Source organism: Gordonia sp. NPDC058843 (assembly GCF_042743165.1).
Taxonomy (GTDB): Bacteria; Actinomycetota; Actinomycetes; order Mycobacteriales; family Mycobacteriaceae; genus Gordonia.
This window is the reverse complement of the sequence record NZ_JBHYNC010000032.1, coordinates 17,928-32,268: the sequence shown is the minus strand read 5'-3', so window position 1 is coordinate 32,268 and position 14,341 is coordinate 17,928. Positions and strand designations below refer to the sequence as shown.

General features: G+C 67.8%; 15 protein-coding genes. 4 read left to right on the top strand and 11 right to left on the bottom strand.

Annotated elements, in window-relative coordinates:
* Genes ACFW3F_RS18820 through ACFW3F_RS18800 form a run of 5 tightly spaced genes read right to left on the bottom strand, consistent with a single transcriptional unit; the run spans nt 1 to nt 4,223 of the window.
* Nucleotides 1-789 carry an ABC transporter permease gene (locus ACFW3F_RS18820; RefSeq protein ID WP_388060030.1) on the bottom strand — a complete coding sequence of 263 codons (789 nt, stop codon included), beginning with the start codon at nt 787-789 and terminating at the stop codon, nt 1-3.
* Nucleotides 786-1,949: an ABC transporter substrate-binding protein gene (locus tag ACFW3F_RS18815; RefSeq protein ID WP_388060028.1), complete on the bottom strand. Its 1,164-nt coding sequence runs from the start codon at nt 1,947-1,949 to the stop codon at nt 786-788. The genes ACFW3F_RS18820 and ACFW3F_RS18815 overlap by 4 nt, the downstream gene beginning before the upstream one ends.
* Nucleotides 1,946-2,680 carry an ABC transporter ATP-binding protein gene (locus tag ACFW3F_RS18810; RefSeq protein ID WP_388060026.1) on the bottom strand — a complete coding sequence of 245 codons (735 nt, stop codon included), beginning with the start codon at nt 2,678-2,680 and terminating at the stop codon, nt 1,946-1,948. Before ACFW3F_RS18810 ends, ACFW3F_RS18815 begins: the two co-directional genes overlap by 4 nt.
* On the bottom strand, nt 2,656-3,690 hold the full coding sequence (locus tag ACFW3F_RS18805; RefSeq protein WP_388060024.1) for an acyl-CoA dehydrogenase: 1,035 nt from the start codon (nt 3,688-3,690) through the stop codon (nt 2,656-2,658). The genes ACFW3F_RS18810 and ACFW3F_RS18805 overlap by 25 nt, the downstream gene beginning before the upstream one ends.
* A 5-nt stretch (nt 3,691-3,695) precedes the next feature.
* The gene (locus ACFW3F_RS18800) at nt 3,696-4,223 is read right to left on the bottom strand and encodes a DUF4242 domain-containing protein (protein ID WP_388060022.1); all 528 of its coding nucleotides are present in this window, start codon (nt 4,221-4,223) and stop codon (nt 3,696-3,698) included.
* Nucleotides 4,224-4,314: 91 nt separating this feature from the next.
* Here ACFW3F_RS18800 and ACFW3F_RS18795 point away from each other — a divergent pair, with 91 nt between their 5' ends.
* The 3 genes from ACFW3F_RS18795 to ACFW3F_RS18785 all read left to right on the top strand — a co-directional run bounded on the left by ACFW3F_RS18795 (nt 4,315) and on the right by ACFW3F_RS18785 (nt 7,539).
* A complete protein-coding gene (locus ACFW3F_RS18795) occupies nt 4,315-4,914 on the top strand; it encodes a TetR/AcrR family transcriptional regulator (protein WP_388060070.1) in 600 nt (199 codons plus the stop codon).
* 70 nt (nt 4,915-4,984) lie between these two features.
* Nucleotides 4,985-5,803 (top strand): DUF1353 domain-containing protein, encoded by an 819-nt coding sequence (locus tag ACFW3F_RS18790; RefSeq protein WP_388060020.1) that lies wholly within the window; start codon nt 4,985-4,987, stop codon nt 5,801-5,803.
* Nucleotides 5,804-5,904: 101 nt separating this feature from the next.
* Nucleotides 5,905-7,539: a DUF222 domain-containing protein gene (locus ACFW3F_RS18785; protein ID WP_388060018.1), complete on the top strand. Its 1,635-nt coding sequence runs from the start codon at nt 5,905-5,907 to the stop codon at nt 7,537-7,539.
* A gap of 68 nt (nt 7,540-7,607) precedes the next feature.
* On the opposite strand, the gene lon is transcribed toward ACFW3F_RS18785, so the two are convergent.
* From lon to ACFW3F_RS18770, 3 genes are all read right to left on the bottom strand, one after another.
* Entirely contained in the window at nt 7,608-9,950 is a 2,343-nt protein-coding gene (gene lon / locus ACFW3F_RS18780; protein WP_388060016.1) for an endopeptidase La, read from the bottom strand.
* 64 nt (nt 9,951-10,014) lie between these two features.
* A complete protein-coding gene (locus ACFW3F_RS18775) occupies nt 10,015-10,617 on the bottom strand; it encodes a glyoxalase (protein ID WP_388060014.1) in 603 nt (200 codons plus the stop codon).
* Between the two features lie 75 nt (nt 10,618-10,692).
* The gene (locus ACFW3F_RS18770) at nt 10,693-10,875 is read right to left on the bottom strand and encodes a hypothetical protein (RefSeq protein WP_388060012.1); all 183 of its coding nucleotides are present in this window, start codon (nt 10,873-10,875) and stop codon (nt 10,693-10,695) included.
* A gap of 196 nt (nt 10,876-11,071) precedes the next feature.
* On the opposite strand from ACFW3F_RS18770, the gene ACFW3F_RS18765 reads away from it, so the two are divergent.
* Nucleotides 11,072-11,491, top strand: coding sequence for a hypothetical protein (locus tag ACFW3F_RS18765; RefSeq protein ID WP_388060010.1), 420 nt, complete (start codon nt 11,072-11,074; stop codon nt 11,489-11,491).
* On the opposite strand, the gene ACFW3F_RS18760 is transcribed toward ACFW3F_RS18765, so the two are convergent.
* The 3 genes from ACFW3F_RS18760 to ACFW3F_RS18750 all read right to left on the bottom strand — a co-directional run bounded on the left by ACFW3F_RS18760 (nt 11,488) and on the right by ACFW3F_RS18750 (nt 14,304).
* The gene (locus ACFW3F_RS18760) at nt 11,488-12,960 is read right to left on the bottom strand and encodes an MFS transporter (RefSeq protein WP_388060008.1); all 1,473 of its coding nucleotides are present in this window, start codon (nt 12,958-12,960) and stop codon (nt 11,488-11,490) included. The two genes, ACFW3F_RS18765 and ACFW3F_RS18760, sit on opposite strands and share 4 nt — an antisense overlap.
* A 43-nt stretch (nt 12,961-13,003) precedes the next feature.
* A complete protein-coding gene (locus ACFW3F_RS18755) occupies nt 13,004-13,639 on the bottom strand; it encodes an alpha/beta fold hydrolase (RefSeq protein ID WP_388060006.1) in 636 nt (211 codons plus the stop codon).
* Between the two features lie 71 nt (nt 13,640-13,710).
* On the bottom strand, nt 13,711-14,304 hold the full coding sequence (locus ACFW3F_RS18750; RefSeq protein ID WP_388060004.1) for a TetR/AcrR family transcriptional regulator: 594 nt from the start codon (nt 14,302-14,304) through the stop codon (nt 13,711-13,713).
* Nucleotides 14,305-14,341: the final 37 nt, after the last annotated feature.

Genomic DNA, 14,341 nt, shown 5'->3' with positions numbered 1-14,341 from the left:
TCACCGTCGTCGGGTGAGCAGCAGCCGGGCTCCCGCATCGAGCAGGAAGCCGAGGATGCCGATGACCACGATCAGGGCGGCGACCTGGTCGTAGGCCAGCTGATCGCGGGCGTTGAGGATCTGGTAGCCGAGCCCTGAACGCACACCGAGCATCTCGGCGGGCACGAGAACGACCCACGCTATGCCGAGCGCGACGCGGATGCCGGTCTGCACGTTGCCGCCGATCGCCGGGATCACCACGGCCGTGAGGACCTCGGTACGCGTGGCGTGGAACGATCGCGCGACCTCGACGAAACCGGGGTCGATCGACTTCACCCCGGCGGCCGTGTTGATGACGATCGGCCAGATCGCCGCGATCGCGATCAGGAAGATGACCGGTTCGTTGCCGATGCCGAACACCATCACCGCGACCGGGGCCCACGACAGCGGCGAGATCATCCGCAGGAAGGCGACGATGGGATTCGCGGCGCGCTCCGCGGTGAGGCTCAGACCGATCAGCAGTCCCAGCGGGAAGCCGAGGACGATGGCGATCAGCAGACCGATCAGCAACCGCCACAGGCTCAATCCGATGTCGGGCAACAGCACACCGCGGTCGAGGAGTTCCAGCATCGCCGGGAACACCCGCTGCGGTGCGAACTGGCGGGCGAGGGAGTCCTCTGCGGGGACGACCGTCGTCGTCGTCCACCAGATCGCGATCAGCACCGCGATCGCGATCAGCGGCGGGGCGATGACGGAACCGGATCGCCGGCGCGGGGCCGTCGAGGCCTTCTCCTTGGTCAGCAGCGTCATGACGTCACCTGTTCGGTTCTCGTGAGATCGGAGGGTAGCCCGAGAGCGGCTGCGCCACCGCGGAATCCGATGGCATTACGGATGAATCGGTCGTCGACGAGGTCGGCGTGCACGGTTGTCGGATCGAGGCGTCCGAGGAAGCGGCGGTCGCCGTCGACGAGGGTGTTGTCCATCTCGTTGACGAGCCGCTCGGTGAAACTCGCGAACGGGAACGGCTGGAAGCCGAGTCGCTGCGGCTGCCAGTCGGCGTTGGCCACGGCGAAGTCGGCCGGGTCGTAGGTCAGAGCCTTGGCGATGGCCGGCTTCGGTTGCGGGAGGTACCCACCGGCGAGTTCCGCGGCGGCTCGGGGACGGTCCAGGTCGATGTGATGCTGGGCCGCGACCACGGAATCGGCGAGCGATTGCACCGCGGCAGGACGTTCGTCGATCGCCGACTGATGGACCAGGAGTGCGCAGCAGGCGTGCTGACGCCATACGTCGCCGAGGAAGGTGTGGATACGGCCGATCCCGCGCACCTGGGCCATCGCATTAAACGGATCGGCGACGACATAACCGCCGATCGAGCCGTTGGCCAGTGCGGGCACCATGTCCGAGGGGCTCATCACGACCAGTTCGACGGTCTTGTCGCCCCGCGACGCCCCGGTGCGGATGACCGGGCGCAATCCGTGGCTCCGCAACATCCGCTGCAGGATGATGTTGTGGATCGACCACCAGGCCGGTATCGCCACCTGGGCACCGGCGAGCTGCTCGAGGTCGACCACGTCGGGCGCAACGGTCAGTGCGGAACCGTTGGTGTGATTCCAGCCCAGCACCTGCACGGGACTCTTCATCGCATACCGGAGGGCGACCGCCATCGGCATAAGCAGATGGACGACGTCGACCTTACGGGTCACGAAGGCCTCGGCCAGCGATGACCAACTCCGGAACAGCACCGGCTTCGTCGAACTCACCGCCGCCGGGTCGTAGAGCCCGGCGGCGTGTGCGACGAGGAGCGGTGCCGCATCGGTGATCGGCAGGTACCCGACGCGCAGCGCGTCGGACGCACTCGGCGACGCTGCCGTGGCGGCCCGGCCCAAGCCGACGACGCCGCCGATGCCGCCCGCCACGGTGAGACCGCCGGCCCCGGCGAGGAGGAGTCGGCGCGAGATGGGCGCGTTCACACCTGCTGCCCCACCTGTTGACCGAAGTGCGTCAGGATCTCCGCGCGCCGCCCGGGATCGGTACGGCCGATGCCCGAGTCGATCTGCCACTCGCCGCCGATCCGGCCCGCTTCGGACAACAAGACGACCCGATCGGCGAGTTCGAGCGCCTCGTCGACGTCATGGGTCACGAGAACCACGGTGATCCCCAGTTCGGCGGCGAGCTCGGCCAGCCAGTTCCGCAACTCTCCGCGCACGGCCGGATCGAGTGCACTGAACGGTTCGTCGAGCAGGAGGAGACGGGGTCGGATCGCGGCCGCCCGGATGATCGCCACCCGCTGCGCCTGACCGCCTGAGAGCTGGTCCGGGTACCGGTCGGCGAGACCGTCGAGCCCGAAGCGGTGTAGCAGCCCGAGCGCGTGGTCGTTCTCGAATGACGCACGGTGCGCGGCGAATCGCCTTCCGAACCGGATGTTCTCCGCGACGGTCAGCCACGGCATCAGAAGTGCCCGTTGGAACACCACACCCGTGTGCGGCCGCTCCCCGCCGGACTCGTCCTGCCAGTCAAGGGCGCCGGCGTCGAGGGTTTCGAGACCCGCGAGCACACGCAGCAGCGTGGTCTTTCCGCTGCCACTGCGCCCGAGGACGGCCACGAATTCCCCGTCGTCGACGGTGAGGTCGATTCCCGACAGCACCGTCGTGCCGCGAAAGGCTTTACGGCCACCAGTTATTCGAACTGCGCGAGTTCCCACCGCAGTTGTCCTTCCGAGGGTGATTGGATGGGGATGAAAGCTGTCTCCCGGAAACGCCGGTTGGTGTCGCTGCCGGTCGCATAGCCCGCACCGCCGCGGACGGTCGCCTCGAGCCGGGAGGCCGCGACCGCGGTCTGGGCGGCGTCGAGACGCAACCGGATCAGATCGGCCGGCGACGGTGTTGCCGGCTCGGCGGCGAACGCCGCGAGGCGTGCCCGTATCGACTCGAACTCTTCTGTCCGCTGGTCGAACTCGGGACGGAACACCTCGTTGACGCCGGCCAGCGACTCACCGGCACCGTCGAGTGCGGCACGGATCGCTCCGCTGCAGAATGCGCACTGGAGGAGCAGGAACACCGGCCGTATCGCCCGGACGAAACCGGCCAGGTCCGCCGAGATCACGTTCTCCTCGTCGATCACCACGTCGTCGAGCGCGAGGGACGTCGACGCCGTGGACCCCAGCCCGATGAGATCTGGTGCGGAACGTATGTCGACGCCCGGCGCATCCGCATCGACGACGGCCACGAGAGTCGAGTCCTCGGTGCGCACCGGCAACACGATCAGGGATTCGTCGTAGACATTCGAGGCCCAGCGGATCGGGCCGGTCACGACCAGTCCGGCACGGCTCCGGCGCCCGGTGATGGGTACCTCGCCGAGCCCGGCGACCTGCTTCAGGCCGGCCGCCATGGCCGTGACACCGATCCGCCGGCCGGTGAGCAACGAGTCAAGATGCTTGCCCCGCAGGGGTTCCGGCGCTCGCGACACGTATTCGATGGCCATCCGTTGGGCCCACAGTGAGAACCCGGCCGACAAGCTCACCGAGGAGACATCTTCGATGACCTCGATCATCGAAGCCACCGAACCGTCGACCACTCCCCTACCGAGGAGTCCGGCCGTACCCGCCGCGGCGATGTCGACCCTCGTGTCGGTGTGCCCGGCATCGAGGTCGCGGGCGCGATCGGCCACAGACGTGACGACCTCGCCGAGCACGTCGGTCAGCGTCGGCGCCATGTCGATCAGCCCTGCAGGCGGTGGAGACGGTCCACCGGGGTCGAGACGACCTCGCGCGCGTGACGGACGGCCGCCTCGTCCGGGGCATCGTAGAAGCACAGGCACTTGTCGGTGTCCTCGCGGACGTAGGTGCGCAGGAAGCTGACCTCGGGAACGTCGGCGTACTTCGGAGAGTTCGCCTTCTTGCGAGCGAGATAGGTGTCCATGTCGATGGCTTCGGGGATGTCCCACTCGACGAGGTAGCCGGCGGTCGGGCGCGCCTTCTTCAGCTCGTCCAGGTCGGCGCCGACGAGCCGGACCTCGTCAGGCCCCGCGGCGACCAGTTCCCTGAACGCATCGACCTCGCCGAATCCGGCGGCGCTGCGCCCGTGGAACTCGGCGATCACGAACAGCCGCGCCGCACCCTCGGACACCTGGGCCTCGATCAGTTCGCCGCCGGCCGTCCGCAGATGCGCGTCGAGTCCCTTGATGAGTTCCTCGACCTTGCCCGCATCGCTGTCGGCAGGTTCGAGTTCGTAGAGGAAGAGCGCCATGGGTCAGCCTTTCTGCGTTGATGTGCCCGCTTGGGACGCACCGACCTTGACATAGACAGACCGGTCTGTCTATGTCACTTGGTGGTCTACCCTGAGGACTGTGAGCAACCCCGCACAGGCGAGTACCGGTCGCTTGCCCGCCACCTCCGGGCCCGGCACGCCGGCCGACCGACTCCTGACCACAGCCACCGAATTGTTTGCGGCACAGGGAATCCGGTCTGTCGGTATCGACCTCATCCTGCGCGAGTCCGGTGTCGCCAAGGCGAGTTTGTACACCGCCTACGGATCGAAGGACGCGTTGGTCGTGGCCTACCTCGAACGTTTGGATCAGGCTGATCAAAACCGGTGGTTCGAGGCGACGAAGACCCTGTCCGATCCCCGCGAGCGCATCCTGACCTTCTTCGACCTCGCCATCGCCGGAGCCCAGGCCCGCAACTTCCGCGGCTGCCAGTACGCCAACGCCGCCACCGAGTTCCCCGACACCGACCTACCCCCGATCACGGCGCATCGTGCATGGCTACTCGACACCGTGGCCGACAACCTGCGCGCACTGGACTTTCGGGACCCCGACGCGACCGCACGGCAGATCCAGGTGGTCTATGACGGTGCGCTCTCGGGATCGAAGATGGCCCGCTCCACCGCTCCCATCGAGACCGGCCGGGAGTTGGTGGAGGTGTTGCTCGCGGGCTGAGCCCCCGTTCTGAGTTCCTTCCGGACGCAGCGGAGTACGGTCGATGCATCCCTTCGACGCGGAGGTGGTGATGAACGCAACCACACCGAGCGATGCGCGATGGGTGCCATGGCGGGTCGCGCCGACGTCGGGTTTCGTCGTCGACGATCCGACCGGGATGGGCGATGTCGAGATCGCGCAGACCGACGAACGGCAGTTCGTCGTGCGCAACGCCTTTCGGTTCTCCGATCCCGCGGTCGAGGCGTACCTGGTGACGCAACTGGTCGAACGAGGACTGACGGAAGCCGCCGCGCGGGGCGCCGTCGACGCCGCCCGTACATTTGTGCCCAGTGACGACAACCCGACCGACCTCGCCTCGATCCCCCGGTTCCTGCGTTGGTTCGAGAACCCCTACGGCCTGCATTCGCTGGCAGCGCTGATTCACGACGAACTCATCACGGGGACCGCCAATTCCGGAGCACTCGGCAGCGACACCCTGTCCGATCGCTTCTTCCGCGAGATGATGCGGGCATCCGGGGTCCCGTGGCTCAAGCGGTGGATCATGTGGTCGGCAGTGGCGCTCCGCACCCGCTGGGTCGCCGGTGGATGGCGACGCCTCAGTGTGGTTGTGTGGCTGGTGCTGAGTGTCATCGGCATCTGCACGGCCGTCGGTTCGAGTGGGGCCCTGCTGTTGGACTGGACGTGGCCGACGTCGTCGCCGGCGATCTCGCTCGTGCTCTCGCTGCTGTTGATCTTCATCGCCGCACCGCTGTGGGGACGGCAGTGGGCGGCGAGTCTCGTTGCGGCCGTGGCCGCCTTGTGGATCCTGCCCGCAGCGATCGTGGCGTATTTCGCGTATGCGTTGTATCTCTTGTCGGAGAAGGTTGCCCGCACCGCCGGGCTCACGTAACGGATCGGCGCGCGATTCTTGTCGGTGGTCGGGTCTACCTTCGGAGTATCAGTTGGACCGGCCGACGAGGCCGGGCTGCAACGGCTTCGGGGGGAGTTGCTGTGGGGGCATGGGCCGATCTGCCGGGCGGGTTTCTCGCCGGGGTCGATCCTGCCTGCCCGGGCGATGCTGACACCGCTACTCATATGCGGCGGCTGGGTTCGATCCGCGCCGGGGAGTCGTATCTGGCGTGGTGCCGCTATCAGACGATCCTGGTGCTGTGCGACCGGTTGTTGATCCCGGTCGGCAACAGTTATGTCTCCGACGGGTTCGGTGACATCGTCGCCCGGGTCTCCCGGGAGGCCGGTATCAGCCGCTTCCGGGCGGGGGTTGTGGTCGATGAGGCGCTGTGTCTGCGGAGTCGGTTGCCGCGGGTGTTGGAGACGTTGCGCGACGGCATCATCGCGCCGCATCAGATCCGCGAGATCATCGGTCGTACTCACCTGGTGTCCGATGACCATCTTCTCGATCCCGAGGACCCCGACAGTCGTCGGATCATCGAGGTTCTCGATGAATCGATCGCCGACCTGCTGCGCACTCGGGTCGGGTCGTGGTCGACCTCGGGTCTGCGTGACATGATCGACCGTCTGATCTTCGGCCACGACGCCGACGCGGTCCGCCAGCGGCGCCGCGAAGCGCTCGACAAGCGTGGCGTGTGGACCGAGAACCACGGCGACGGGACCGGTGAGATCACCGCGGTCATGGCGGCGGAGAACATCCGGGCGTGCGACGCCTCGGTGCGTGCGCTCGCCGCATCGGTGTGCGACCGCGACGGGCGCACCCTCGGGCAACGTAAGTCCGATGCCATGTGCGCGTTGCTCACCAACACGGCGTTCACGTGCGCCTGCGGTCAGTCCGACTGCACCGCCACACCTTTCGATCCTGCCGATGCGGGGCCAGGCACCGAGATCGTCATCCACGTCGTGACCGACGCCGTCACCCTCGCCGGCGGGTCGGGCCCCGGGTGGGTCGACGGGCACGGAGTCATCTCCGACGTACACGTACGCGACCTCGCCGCCCGGCCCGACGCCACCATCCGACCGGTCACCCCGGTACGCACACCACCGTCGCGAATCGTCGCCGGTGGTCAGTCACCGCCGGAGGCTGTGGTGGTCTTTCCGGGTGCCCAACCGGGTGACCCGTATCGGCCGACGAGTGCGTGTGCGGAGTTCGTGCGGGTGCGTGACGGTTACTGCACTGAACCGGGTTGCACGCGTTCGGCATTCACCGCCGATGTCGATCATGTCGCCGAGTACGACCACGCACACCCTGCCCGCGGGGGTGCGACCTGCAGTGAGAACCTCAACGCCAAGTGCCGTGCCGGTCATCTGCACAAAACGCATGGTGAGTGGACGGATGTGCAGTACCGCAACGATGAGGGTCGTCTGGTCACCGAATTCGTGACTCCGGAGGGGTTCGTCATCCCCGGCGAGGCCGAAACCCTCGAGGACCTCTTCCCCAACCTGCGTCGTATCCGGTTCGAGCAAGCCGCGAAAGCCCCACCGAATCCGCGGATCATCGTGCCCGAGCGGCCACACCGACAACCACGCACGATCACCGAACGAACCGCCGCGAAACACGCGAAGCGGCGAGAAGAACGCGCCCACAACAAGAAACAACGAGAAGCACGTCATGCCCGCGCCGAGGCGCTGGACAATCAGCCTTCCACCCACGACGACGACCCGCCGCCATTCTGACAATCGCCAACACCCCGGCAGAACGTGGTTTCCACGTGTCTACCGGGGTGTTGGGTCACAGAGCAGGGTCAGGCCGCGGTCACCTGCGCGTCGGCTGCGACTTCCAGTGCCTGCGCGACGATCTCGGCGACGTCGGTCATCGGCCGCACGTCGAGGGCGTCGAGCACCTCGGCCGGCACGTCGTCGAGGTCGGGCTCATTGCGCTGCGGGATGAAGACGGTCTTCAGTCCGTTGCGTTGTGCGGCAAGCAGTTTCTGCTTGACCCCACCGATCGGCAGGACGCGCCCGTTGAGTGTGACCTCGCCGGTCATCCCGACATCGCTGCGCACCTGACGACCCGTCGCCATCGACACCAGCGCGGTGACCATGGTGACGCCGGCGCTCGGACCGTCCTTGGGCACCGCTCCGGCCGGAACGTGCACGTGGATGGTCTTGTCGAGCGCCTTCGGGTCGACGCCGAGTTGCTCGGCATGCGCCCGCACGTACGACAGGGCGATCTGTGCCGACTCCTTCATCACGTCGCCGAGCTGCCCGGTCAGCTTCAGACCCGGCTCGCCCTCGGTGGCGTTGACCTCGATGAAGAGGACATCGCCGCCCATTCCCGTGACCGCGAGACCCGTTGCGACACCGGGGACCGCCGTCCGTTCCGCCGCCTCCGGCGTGAACCGCGGCCGACCGAGGTAGTCGCGCAGGTCCGGCTCGTCGATGGTGACCGGAGCCGTCGCCTTGTCTCCTTCCCCCGATTCGACCGCGAGGTTGGTCGCAGCCTTGCGCAACGCCTTCGCGAGCAGCCGTTCGAACTGTCGCACACCGGGTTCGCGGGTGTAGTTGGCCGCGATCTCCCGCAACGCCGCATCGGTGACGGTCACCTCGTCGGCGGTCAGCGCCGCACGCTCGGCCTGCCGGGGTAGCAGGTAGTCGCGGGCGATGGCGACCTTGTCGTCCTCGGTGTAGCCGTCGAGCGTGACCAGCTCCATCCGGTCGAGCAGCGCCGACGGGATGTTCTCGATGACGTTGGCCGTCGCGAGGAACAACACGTCGGACAGGTCGAGATCGAGATCGAGGTAGTGATCGCGGAAGGTGTGGTTCTGCGCGGGGTCGAGGACCTCCAGCAGAGCCGCCGCCGGGTCGCCCCGGTAGTCCGACCCCACCTTGTCGATCTCGTCCAGCAACACAACGGGATTCATCGACCCCGCCTCGCCGATGGCCCGCACGATCCGGCCGGGAAGCGCGCCGACGTAGGTACGACGGTGACCGCGGATCTCCGACTCGTCGCGCACGCCGCCGAGGGCGACGCGTACGAACTTGCGTCCGAGCGCCCGGGCGACGCTCTCGCCGAGTGAGGTCTTGCCGACGCCGGGAGGGCCGGCGAGCACCATCACGGCGCCCGACCCGCGTCCACCGACGACCTGGAGGCCGCGTTCGGCGCGGCGGGCACGCACCGCCAGGTATTCGACGATGCGGTCCTTCACGTCATCGAGACCGTGGTGATCGGCGTCGAGGATCTCGCGCGCGCCCTTCACGTCGGTGGAGTCCTCGGTACGTGTGTTCCACGGCAGCTCGAGGACTGTGTCGAGCCAGGTGCGAATCCATCCGGTCTCCGGCGACTGGTCGCTGGCGCGTTCGAGCTTGCCCACCTCGCGGAGCGCTGCTTCACGCACCTTCTCCGGCAGGTCCGCCTGTTCGACGCGGCCGCGGTAGTCGTCCGCGCCCTCGGGTTCGTCCTCACCGAGCTCCTTGCGGATGGCGGCGAGTTGCTGTCGCAGCAGGAATTCCTTCTGCTGCTTGTCCATACCCGCGCGGACGTCCTCGGCGATCTTCTCGGTCACCTCGGACTCGGCGAGGTGGTCGCCGGTCCACTCGATGAGCAGGCGCAACCGCGCCGCGGTCACCGGGGTCTCGAGCAGCTCACGCTTCTGTTCGTCGGACAGCCACGACGCGTACCCCGACGTGTCGGCGAGGTCCGACGGATCGGACATCTTGTTGACGGCATCGATGAGCTGCCACGCCTCCCGGCGCTGCAGCATCGCCAAGACGAGCTTCTTGTACTCGGCCGCCAGTTCGCGGTCTTCGTCGGTGATGTCGGCGGACTCGGCCTCGGTCACCTCGACCCAGAGCGCTGCTCCGTGGCCAGGTGTTCCGGTACCGATCTGCGCACGCTGCTCACCCTTGACGACGGCGGCGAGGCCGCCACCCGGGATGCGTCCGACCTGCACGATCGACGCGATGACGCCATAAGTGGGATACCGGTCGTCCAGACGTGGCGCGACCAGCAGTTTCCCGGTCTCACTCGCCCGGGCGGCGTCGACGGTGGCCTGCGCGGCATCGTCGAGCGGGATGGGCACGACCATGCCGGGCAGCACGACGACGTCGGGAACGAAGAGAACCGGCAGTGAATATGTCTGTGACATGAAACCTCCAGAGTTAAGTCTGACCGACTCAACCCAGGTGGCAGGAAAGTTGTTCCCGACTGATTTATGCCAGGAGCGAACGGGGTGCGGTCGCCCATGCGAAGCCGTCCGGATCGGTCAGCTCCCCGGCATCACCGCCGATCACCAGACGATGGGAACCCGAACCGTCCGGTTGGACACCCGCATCTTTGGCCGCGACCCTGCGCCCGTACAGCGCGAGCTTGATCGAGTCGGCGTTGATCGAATTCGGAGCGCTCTCGAACTCCACATACTTTCGGCCGAAGCTCTTGGCGACGGTGAATCCGTGGGTCATGTAGAACTCCTTGGTCGCCGCGACGTCGTCGACCCCGAGCAGCAGGACCAGGTCGTCGACTTTCCGCTCCGGCGCGCCCGTCGGCTTCTTCGACGAACTGGCGACCTTCCAGATCGCGCCGTCGGGCGCCTGAACCACGCCGCCGTACCCCCAGAAGGACTTCTTGGCAGGTTTGAGCACGGTGGCGCCGGCCTCGATCGCCGGCAGCAGAAACGAGTCGGCGACCGTCGGATCGGCGACCACGAGGGAGATCACGAAGCCCCGGAAGCCTGACGTCGGCGAGTCTCCTGTTCGGAAGCGCAACCGTTCACCGAGTCCGAAATCCGCCCCAGCAATCCGCCCTGGAGAGGGCATAGGCCGACAAATAGGCGTCCGACGCTCGCTAAGGGGCCGATTTGTGGGGCGGTTTTCGACAGAGGCCGCGCGAACTCAGGTGAGGTCGCCGGCCGCGCGGGTGGCGACGACGACGATCTGGGCGAGCACCAGGACCATGACGGCGACGAGGAACGCCGCCGTGGTGATCACGACACCGGCCGCACCTCGCAGCGCGTCGGACACCGTCTGCAGCCACGACGGGGAAAGTCGGTGTGACGGTGCGGTGTCGAGTGTCATGGGCTGTCCTCTGCGTGCAACGAGCGGTCCCGTCCAAGTGGCCGGAGTCACAACACTCAATCACAAGTAAGTACTTCTGTGCCAGAAATCCACGCCAAGACTCACGCGGACGCGAACTCTGCGGCGTCGACCGTCCGAAACCCCGCCCGCCACGAAGTGCGGTACAACCGAAGCGACGCCCACCCGAGGAGCCTGCATGTCGATCTTCACACCGACCACCACCCGCCAGCCGCTGGGCCGGGCCATCGCCCGCATCGCGCTCGGCGCCATCCTGGCGATCGCCGGTGTGGGTCATCTGACCGTGCAGCGTGAGGAGTTCCAGGCGCAGGTCCCCGACTGGGTGCCGTTCAGCAAGGACTTCGTGGTGCTGGCTTCCGGTGGCGTCGAGATCGCCCTGGGAGCCGCGCTCATCGCACTGCCGCGGCACCGCAAGCTGGTGTCGTGGATCGTGGCCGCGTTCTTCGTCGTCATCTTCCCCGGAAACATCAATCAGTACGTCGAGCACATCGACGCCTTCGGGCTCGACACCGACCAGAAGCGACTGACACGACTGTTCTTCCAGCCGATCCTCGTGCTCTGGGCCATCGCGGCCGGCACCGGTGAACGTCGGGCCTAACCTGCCCGGGTCGCCGCGTCCTGGCACGCGGCGTCCACGCCCGCCCGCACCTGCGGCTGCACGTCGGTGCTCGACCTGATGGTCCACGCCGCCACCATTCCACCGACCGCACAGCACGCGGCGCAGATGTACATCGCCACCCGGAAGCCGTCGCCGAGCGGATCACCCGGTCCCGCATCGATCCCCGCCACCGCCGGCAGCACCGCCACGGCCAGCAGCCCGGCGAGCCGCGCGACCGCATTGTTCACGCCCGACGCGGTGCCGGCGAGTGCGTCGTCGACCGCGGCGAGCGCAGCCGAGGTGAGTGGCGCGACGGTGACCGTCATACCCACGCCGAACAGCAGCACCCCGGGCAACACCGACCCGAGGTAGCCCGCCCCCGGTTCCACCCGCGACATCAACGCGAACCCGCCGGCCGCGATCAGCGGGCCGACCGTCATCGGCAGCCGGGGACCGGTCCGCTGCGCCAGCTTGCCGACCAGCGGCGACCCGAACAGCATGATGAACGTGCTCGGGAACATCGCCGCGCCGGCCTCGAACGCCGAGTAGCCCAGACTCTGCTGCAGCTGCAGGGCCAGCAGGAACAGCGCACCACCGAGAGCCGCGTACACCAGCAGTGTCGTCAGGTTGGCTCCGGTGAACTGCGACGATCGGAACAACCCCAGCGGCAGAAGGGGCGCCTCGACCCGGGATTCGATCCCGACGAATCCCACCAGCGACATCACGCCGACCACCCCGGCGGCGACGGTCACGCCGGTCCATCCGCTCGACGGCCCCTCGATCAGCGCGTAGATCACCCCCGCGAGTCCGACGGTCAGAGCGAGAGCACCCGCCACGTCCAGATGAGCATTCGACGGCGCGCCCTTCGATTCGGGCACGTGCCGGATCGCGATCCACAGAGCGCCCAGGGCGAGCGGCACGCTGAGCAGGAACGTCCATCGCCACGACGCCGCGTCGACGAGCCAGCCGCCGAGGAACGGCCCGAGCGCGGTGGTGGCGCCGGACATCCCGGCCCACAGCCCCACCGCGGCACCGCGATCCGACGGTTGGATCTCGGCGTTGATCAACGCCAGACTGCCCGGGACCACCGCGGCCGCGGCCACCCCCTGCGCGATCCGCGCGACGACGAGGAGTTCGACGGTCGGTGCCAGCCCGCACGCGACGGTCGCGACGGCGAACACGGCCAGACCACCGGCGAAGACGAGACGACGGCCGTAGCGATCACCGGCGACGCCGCCGATCAACAGCAGCGCGCTCAGCGTGAGCAGATACCCGTCGAGCACCCACTGCTGGCCGCGCAAACCGGTGTCGAGGTCGCTTGCAATGGCAGGTAGGGCGACGTTGACGACCGTGCCGTCGATGAACGCGACGCCCGAGCCGAGAACCGCCGCGACGATCAGCCAGCGTCCCGCCGGTGACGCGGCCGGTACCCCACGGGACTCGGAGTCGGCCGAACTGTGGTCGCTCATCGGCGCTCGTCCATGTGGGCCCTCCGGATCTCGGGTCGTGTTCCTACTCAGGGTCGGGGCCACCCCGCCCGCGCGCAAGCACATCGGTGGTATGAAATCCGGCGGCATGAACGTCGGCGGCATGAACGTCGGCGGCCAGGACATCGGCGGCGATGAGATCGGCGAGCCCATCGAACTGGTGGCCACCCACCGGGTGACGATGCACCGTCGCCGACGCCAGGACCTGCGCGTTCAGATCCAGGTGCTCGACGGGCACCACTGCGTCGTCGGCGCAATGGTGGAGGGCGACGCCCTTCGAGGCTCGTCGCCCCGCTCCTCGCACCTCAGGGAGCGGGGCGTCGGCGTCGGCGGGCACGTACTGGGAAACATCCCAACCGTCCGGTCCCCAGTTCGGCATCGCAAGCAGCACAACGTGTTCGGGGACCGGAGAATCGGCCTCGGCGAGGATGTGCACCAGCACCGTCGCTCCGAACGAGTGCGCGACGACGGCGTCGGCGGTGTCCAGCCCCGCCAGCCCCTCCCGAATCGGGCGCGCCCACGCCTCGATCGACATGTCGTCGTCGGAGAACTCCGGCATGTCCAGCGTCGCGCCGAGTGCCGCGGACAGCGCCTCGGCGAGCGGTCCGTCGTCGACGTACCCGCCCGCGCCGTGGATGAAGAACAGTCGGCGGTGCGTCATGGGCTTCTCCTCGAAGTCGTGTTCCGTCAGAGTCGCTTCTCCTCAGGACTGACTTCGACGCGTGCCCGTTCTCATCGCCCCGCGTCGTCGAGGCCGGCCGACGCTGCGCCGGACCCGACCAGCAGCAGATCGACCATCGCCCGCGCGTCGGAGTCGGTGTACCCGGGGCCGACGATGCACAGGTTCCCGATCGCCCGCAGAAACGTCAACGCACAGATGTCCTCGTTGACCTGCCCCGCCGCCTGCGCGGGCTCGAGCAATGAGGCGAACGCCGGCACGAGGGTGTCGAAGATGAGCGCGTGCAGGTCGACCAGGCCCGGATCGTCGGAGCTGAGTGCGTCACTCAAGCCATGCTTGGTGACGAGGAAGTCGGTGAACGCCGACGTCCACCGACACAGGGCCGCCCGAGGCGGGACGCGTTCGGCCAGTAGCTGTTCCGCCAGCGCCGCGCACTCGTCGACCTGGTGCCGGTACACGGCGGTGACCAGTTCGGCGCGCGTCGGGAAGTGCCGGTAGACGGTGCCGACGCCCACACCGGCGCGCGTGGCGATGTCACGCACCGGGGCCTGCACACCCGACTCGACGAACACCGCAGCCGCCGCATCGAGAAGAGCCGTGCGACTGCGCTCTGATTGCACCTGACGTGCGTTTTTGACCTCGGACACCTTCCACCCCTTGCTCGCGGAACATTGTTCCGCTAGT

Coding starts and splice junctions, on each gene's coding strand:
- ACFW3F_RS18820 (WP_388060030.1), bottom strand. CDS start 789: ATGACGCTGCTGACCAAGGAGAAGGCCTCGACGGCCCCGCGCCGGCGA.
- ACFW3F_RS18805 (WP_388060024.1), bottom strand. CDS start 3,690: ATGGCGCCGACGCTGACCGACGTGCTCGGCGAGGTCGTCACGTCTGTG.
- ACFW3F_RS18800 (WP_388060022.1), bottom strand. CDS start 4,223: ATGGCGCTCTTCCTCTACGAACTCGAACCTGCCGACAGCGATGCGGGC.
- ACFW3F_RS18790 (WP_388060020.1), top strand. CDS start 4,985: ATGAACGCAACCACACCGAGCGATGCGCGATGGGTGCCATGGCGGGTC.
- lon (WP_388060016.1), bottom strand. CDS start 9,950: ATGTCACAGACATATTCACTGCCGGTTCTCTTCGTTCCCGACGTCGTC.
- ACFW3F_RS18775 (WP_388060014.1), bottom strand. CDS start 10,617: ATGCCCTCTCCAGGGCGGATTGCTGGGGCGGATTTCGGACTCGGTGAA.
- ACFW3F_RS18770 (WP_388060012.1), bottom strand. CDS start 10,875: ATGACACTCGACACCGCACCGTCACACCGACTTTCCCCGTCGTGGCTG.
- ACFW3F_RS18765 (WP_388060010.1), top strand. CDS start 11,072: ATGTCGATCTTCACACCGACCACCACCCGCCAGCCGCTGGGCCGGGCC.
- ACFW3F_RS18760 (WP_388060008.1), bottom strand. CDS start 12,960: ATGAGCGACCACAGTTCGGCCGACTCCGAGTCCCGTGGGGTACCGGCC.
- ACFW3F_RS18755 (WP_388060006.1), bottom strand. CDS start 13,639: ATGACGCACCGCCGACTGTTCTTCATCCACGGCGCGGGCGGGTACGTC.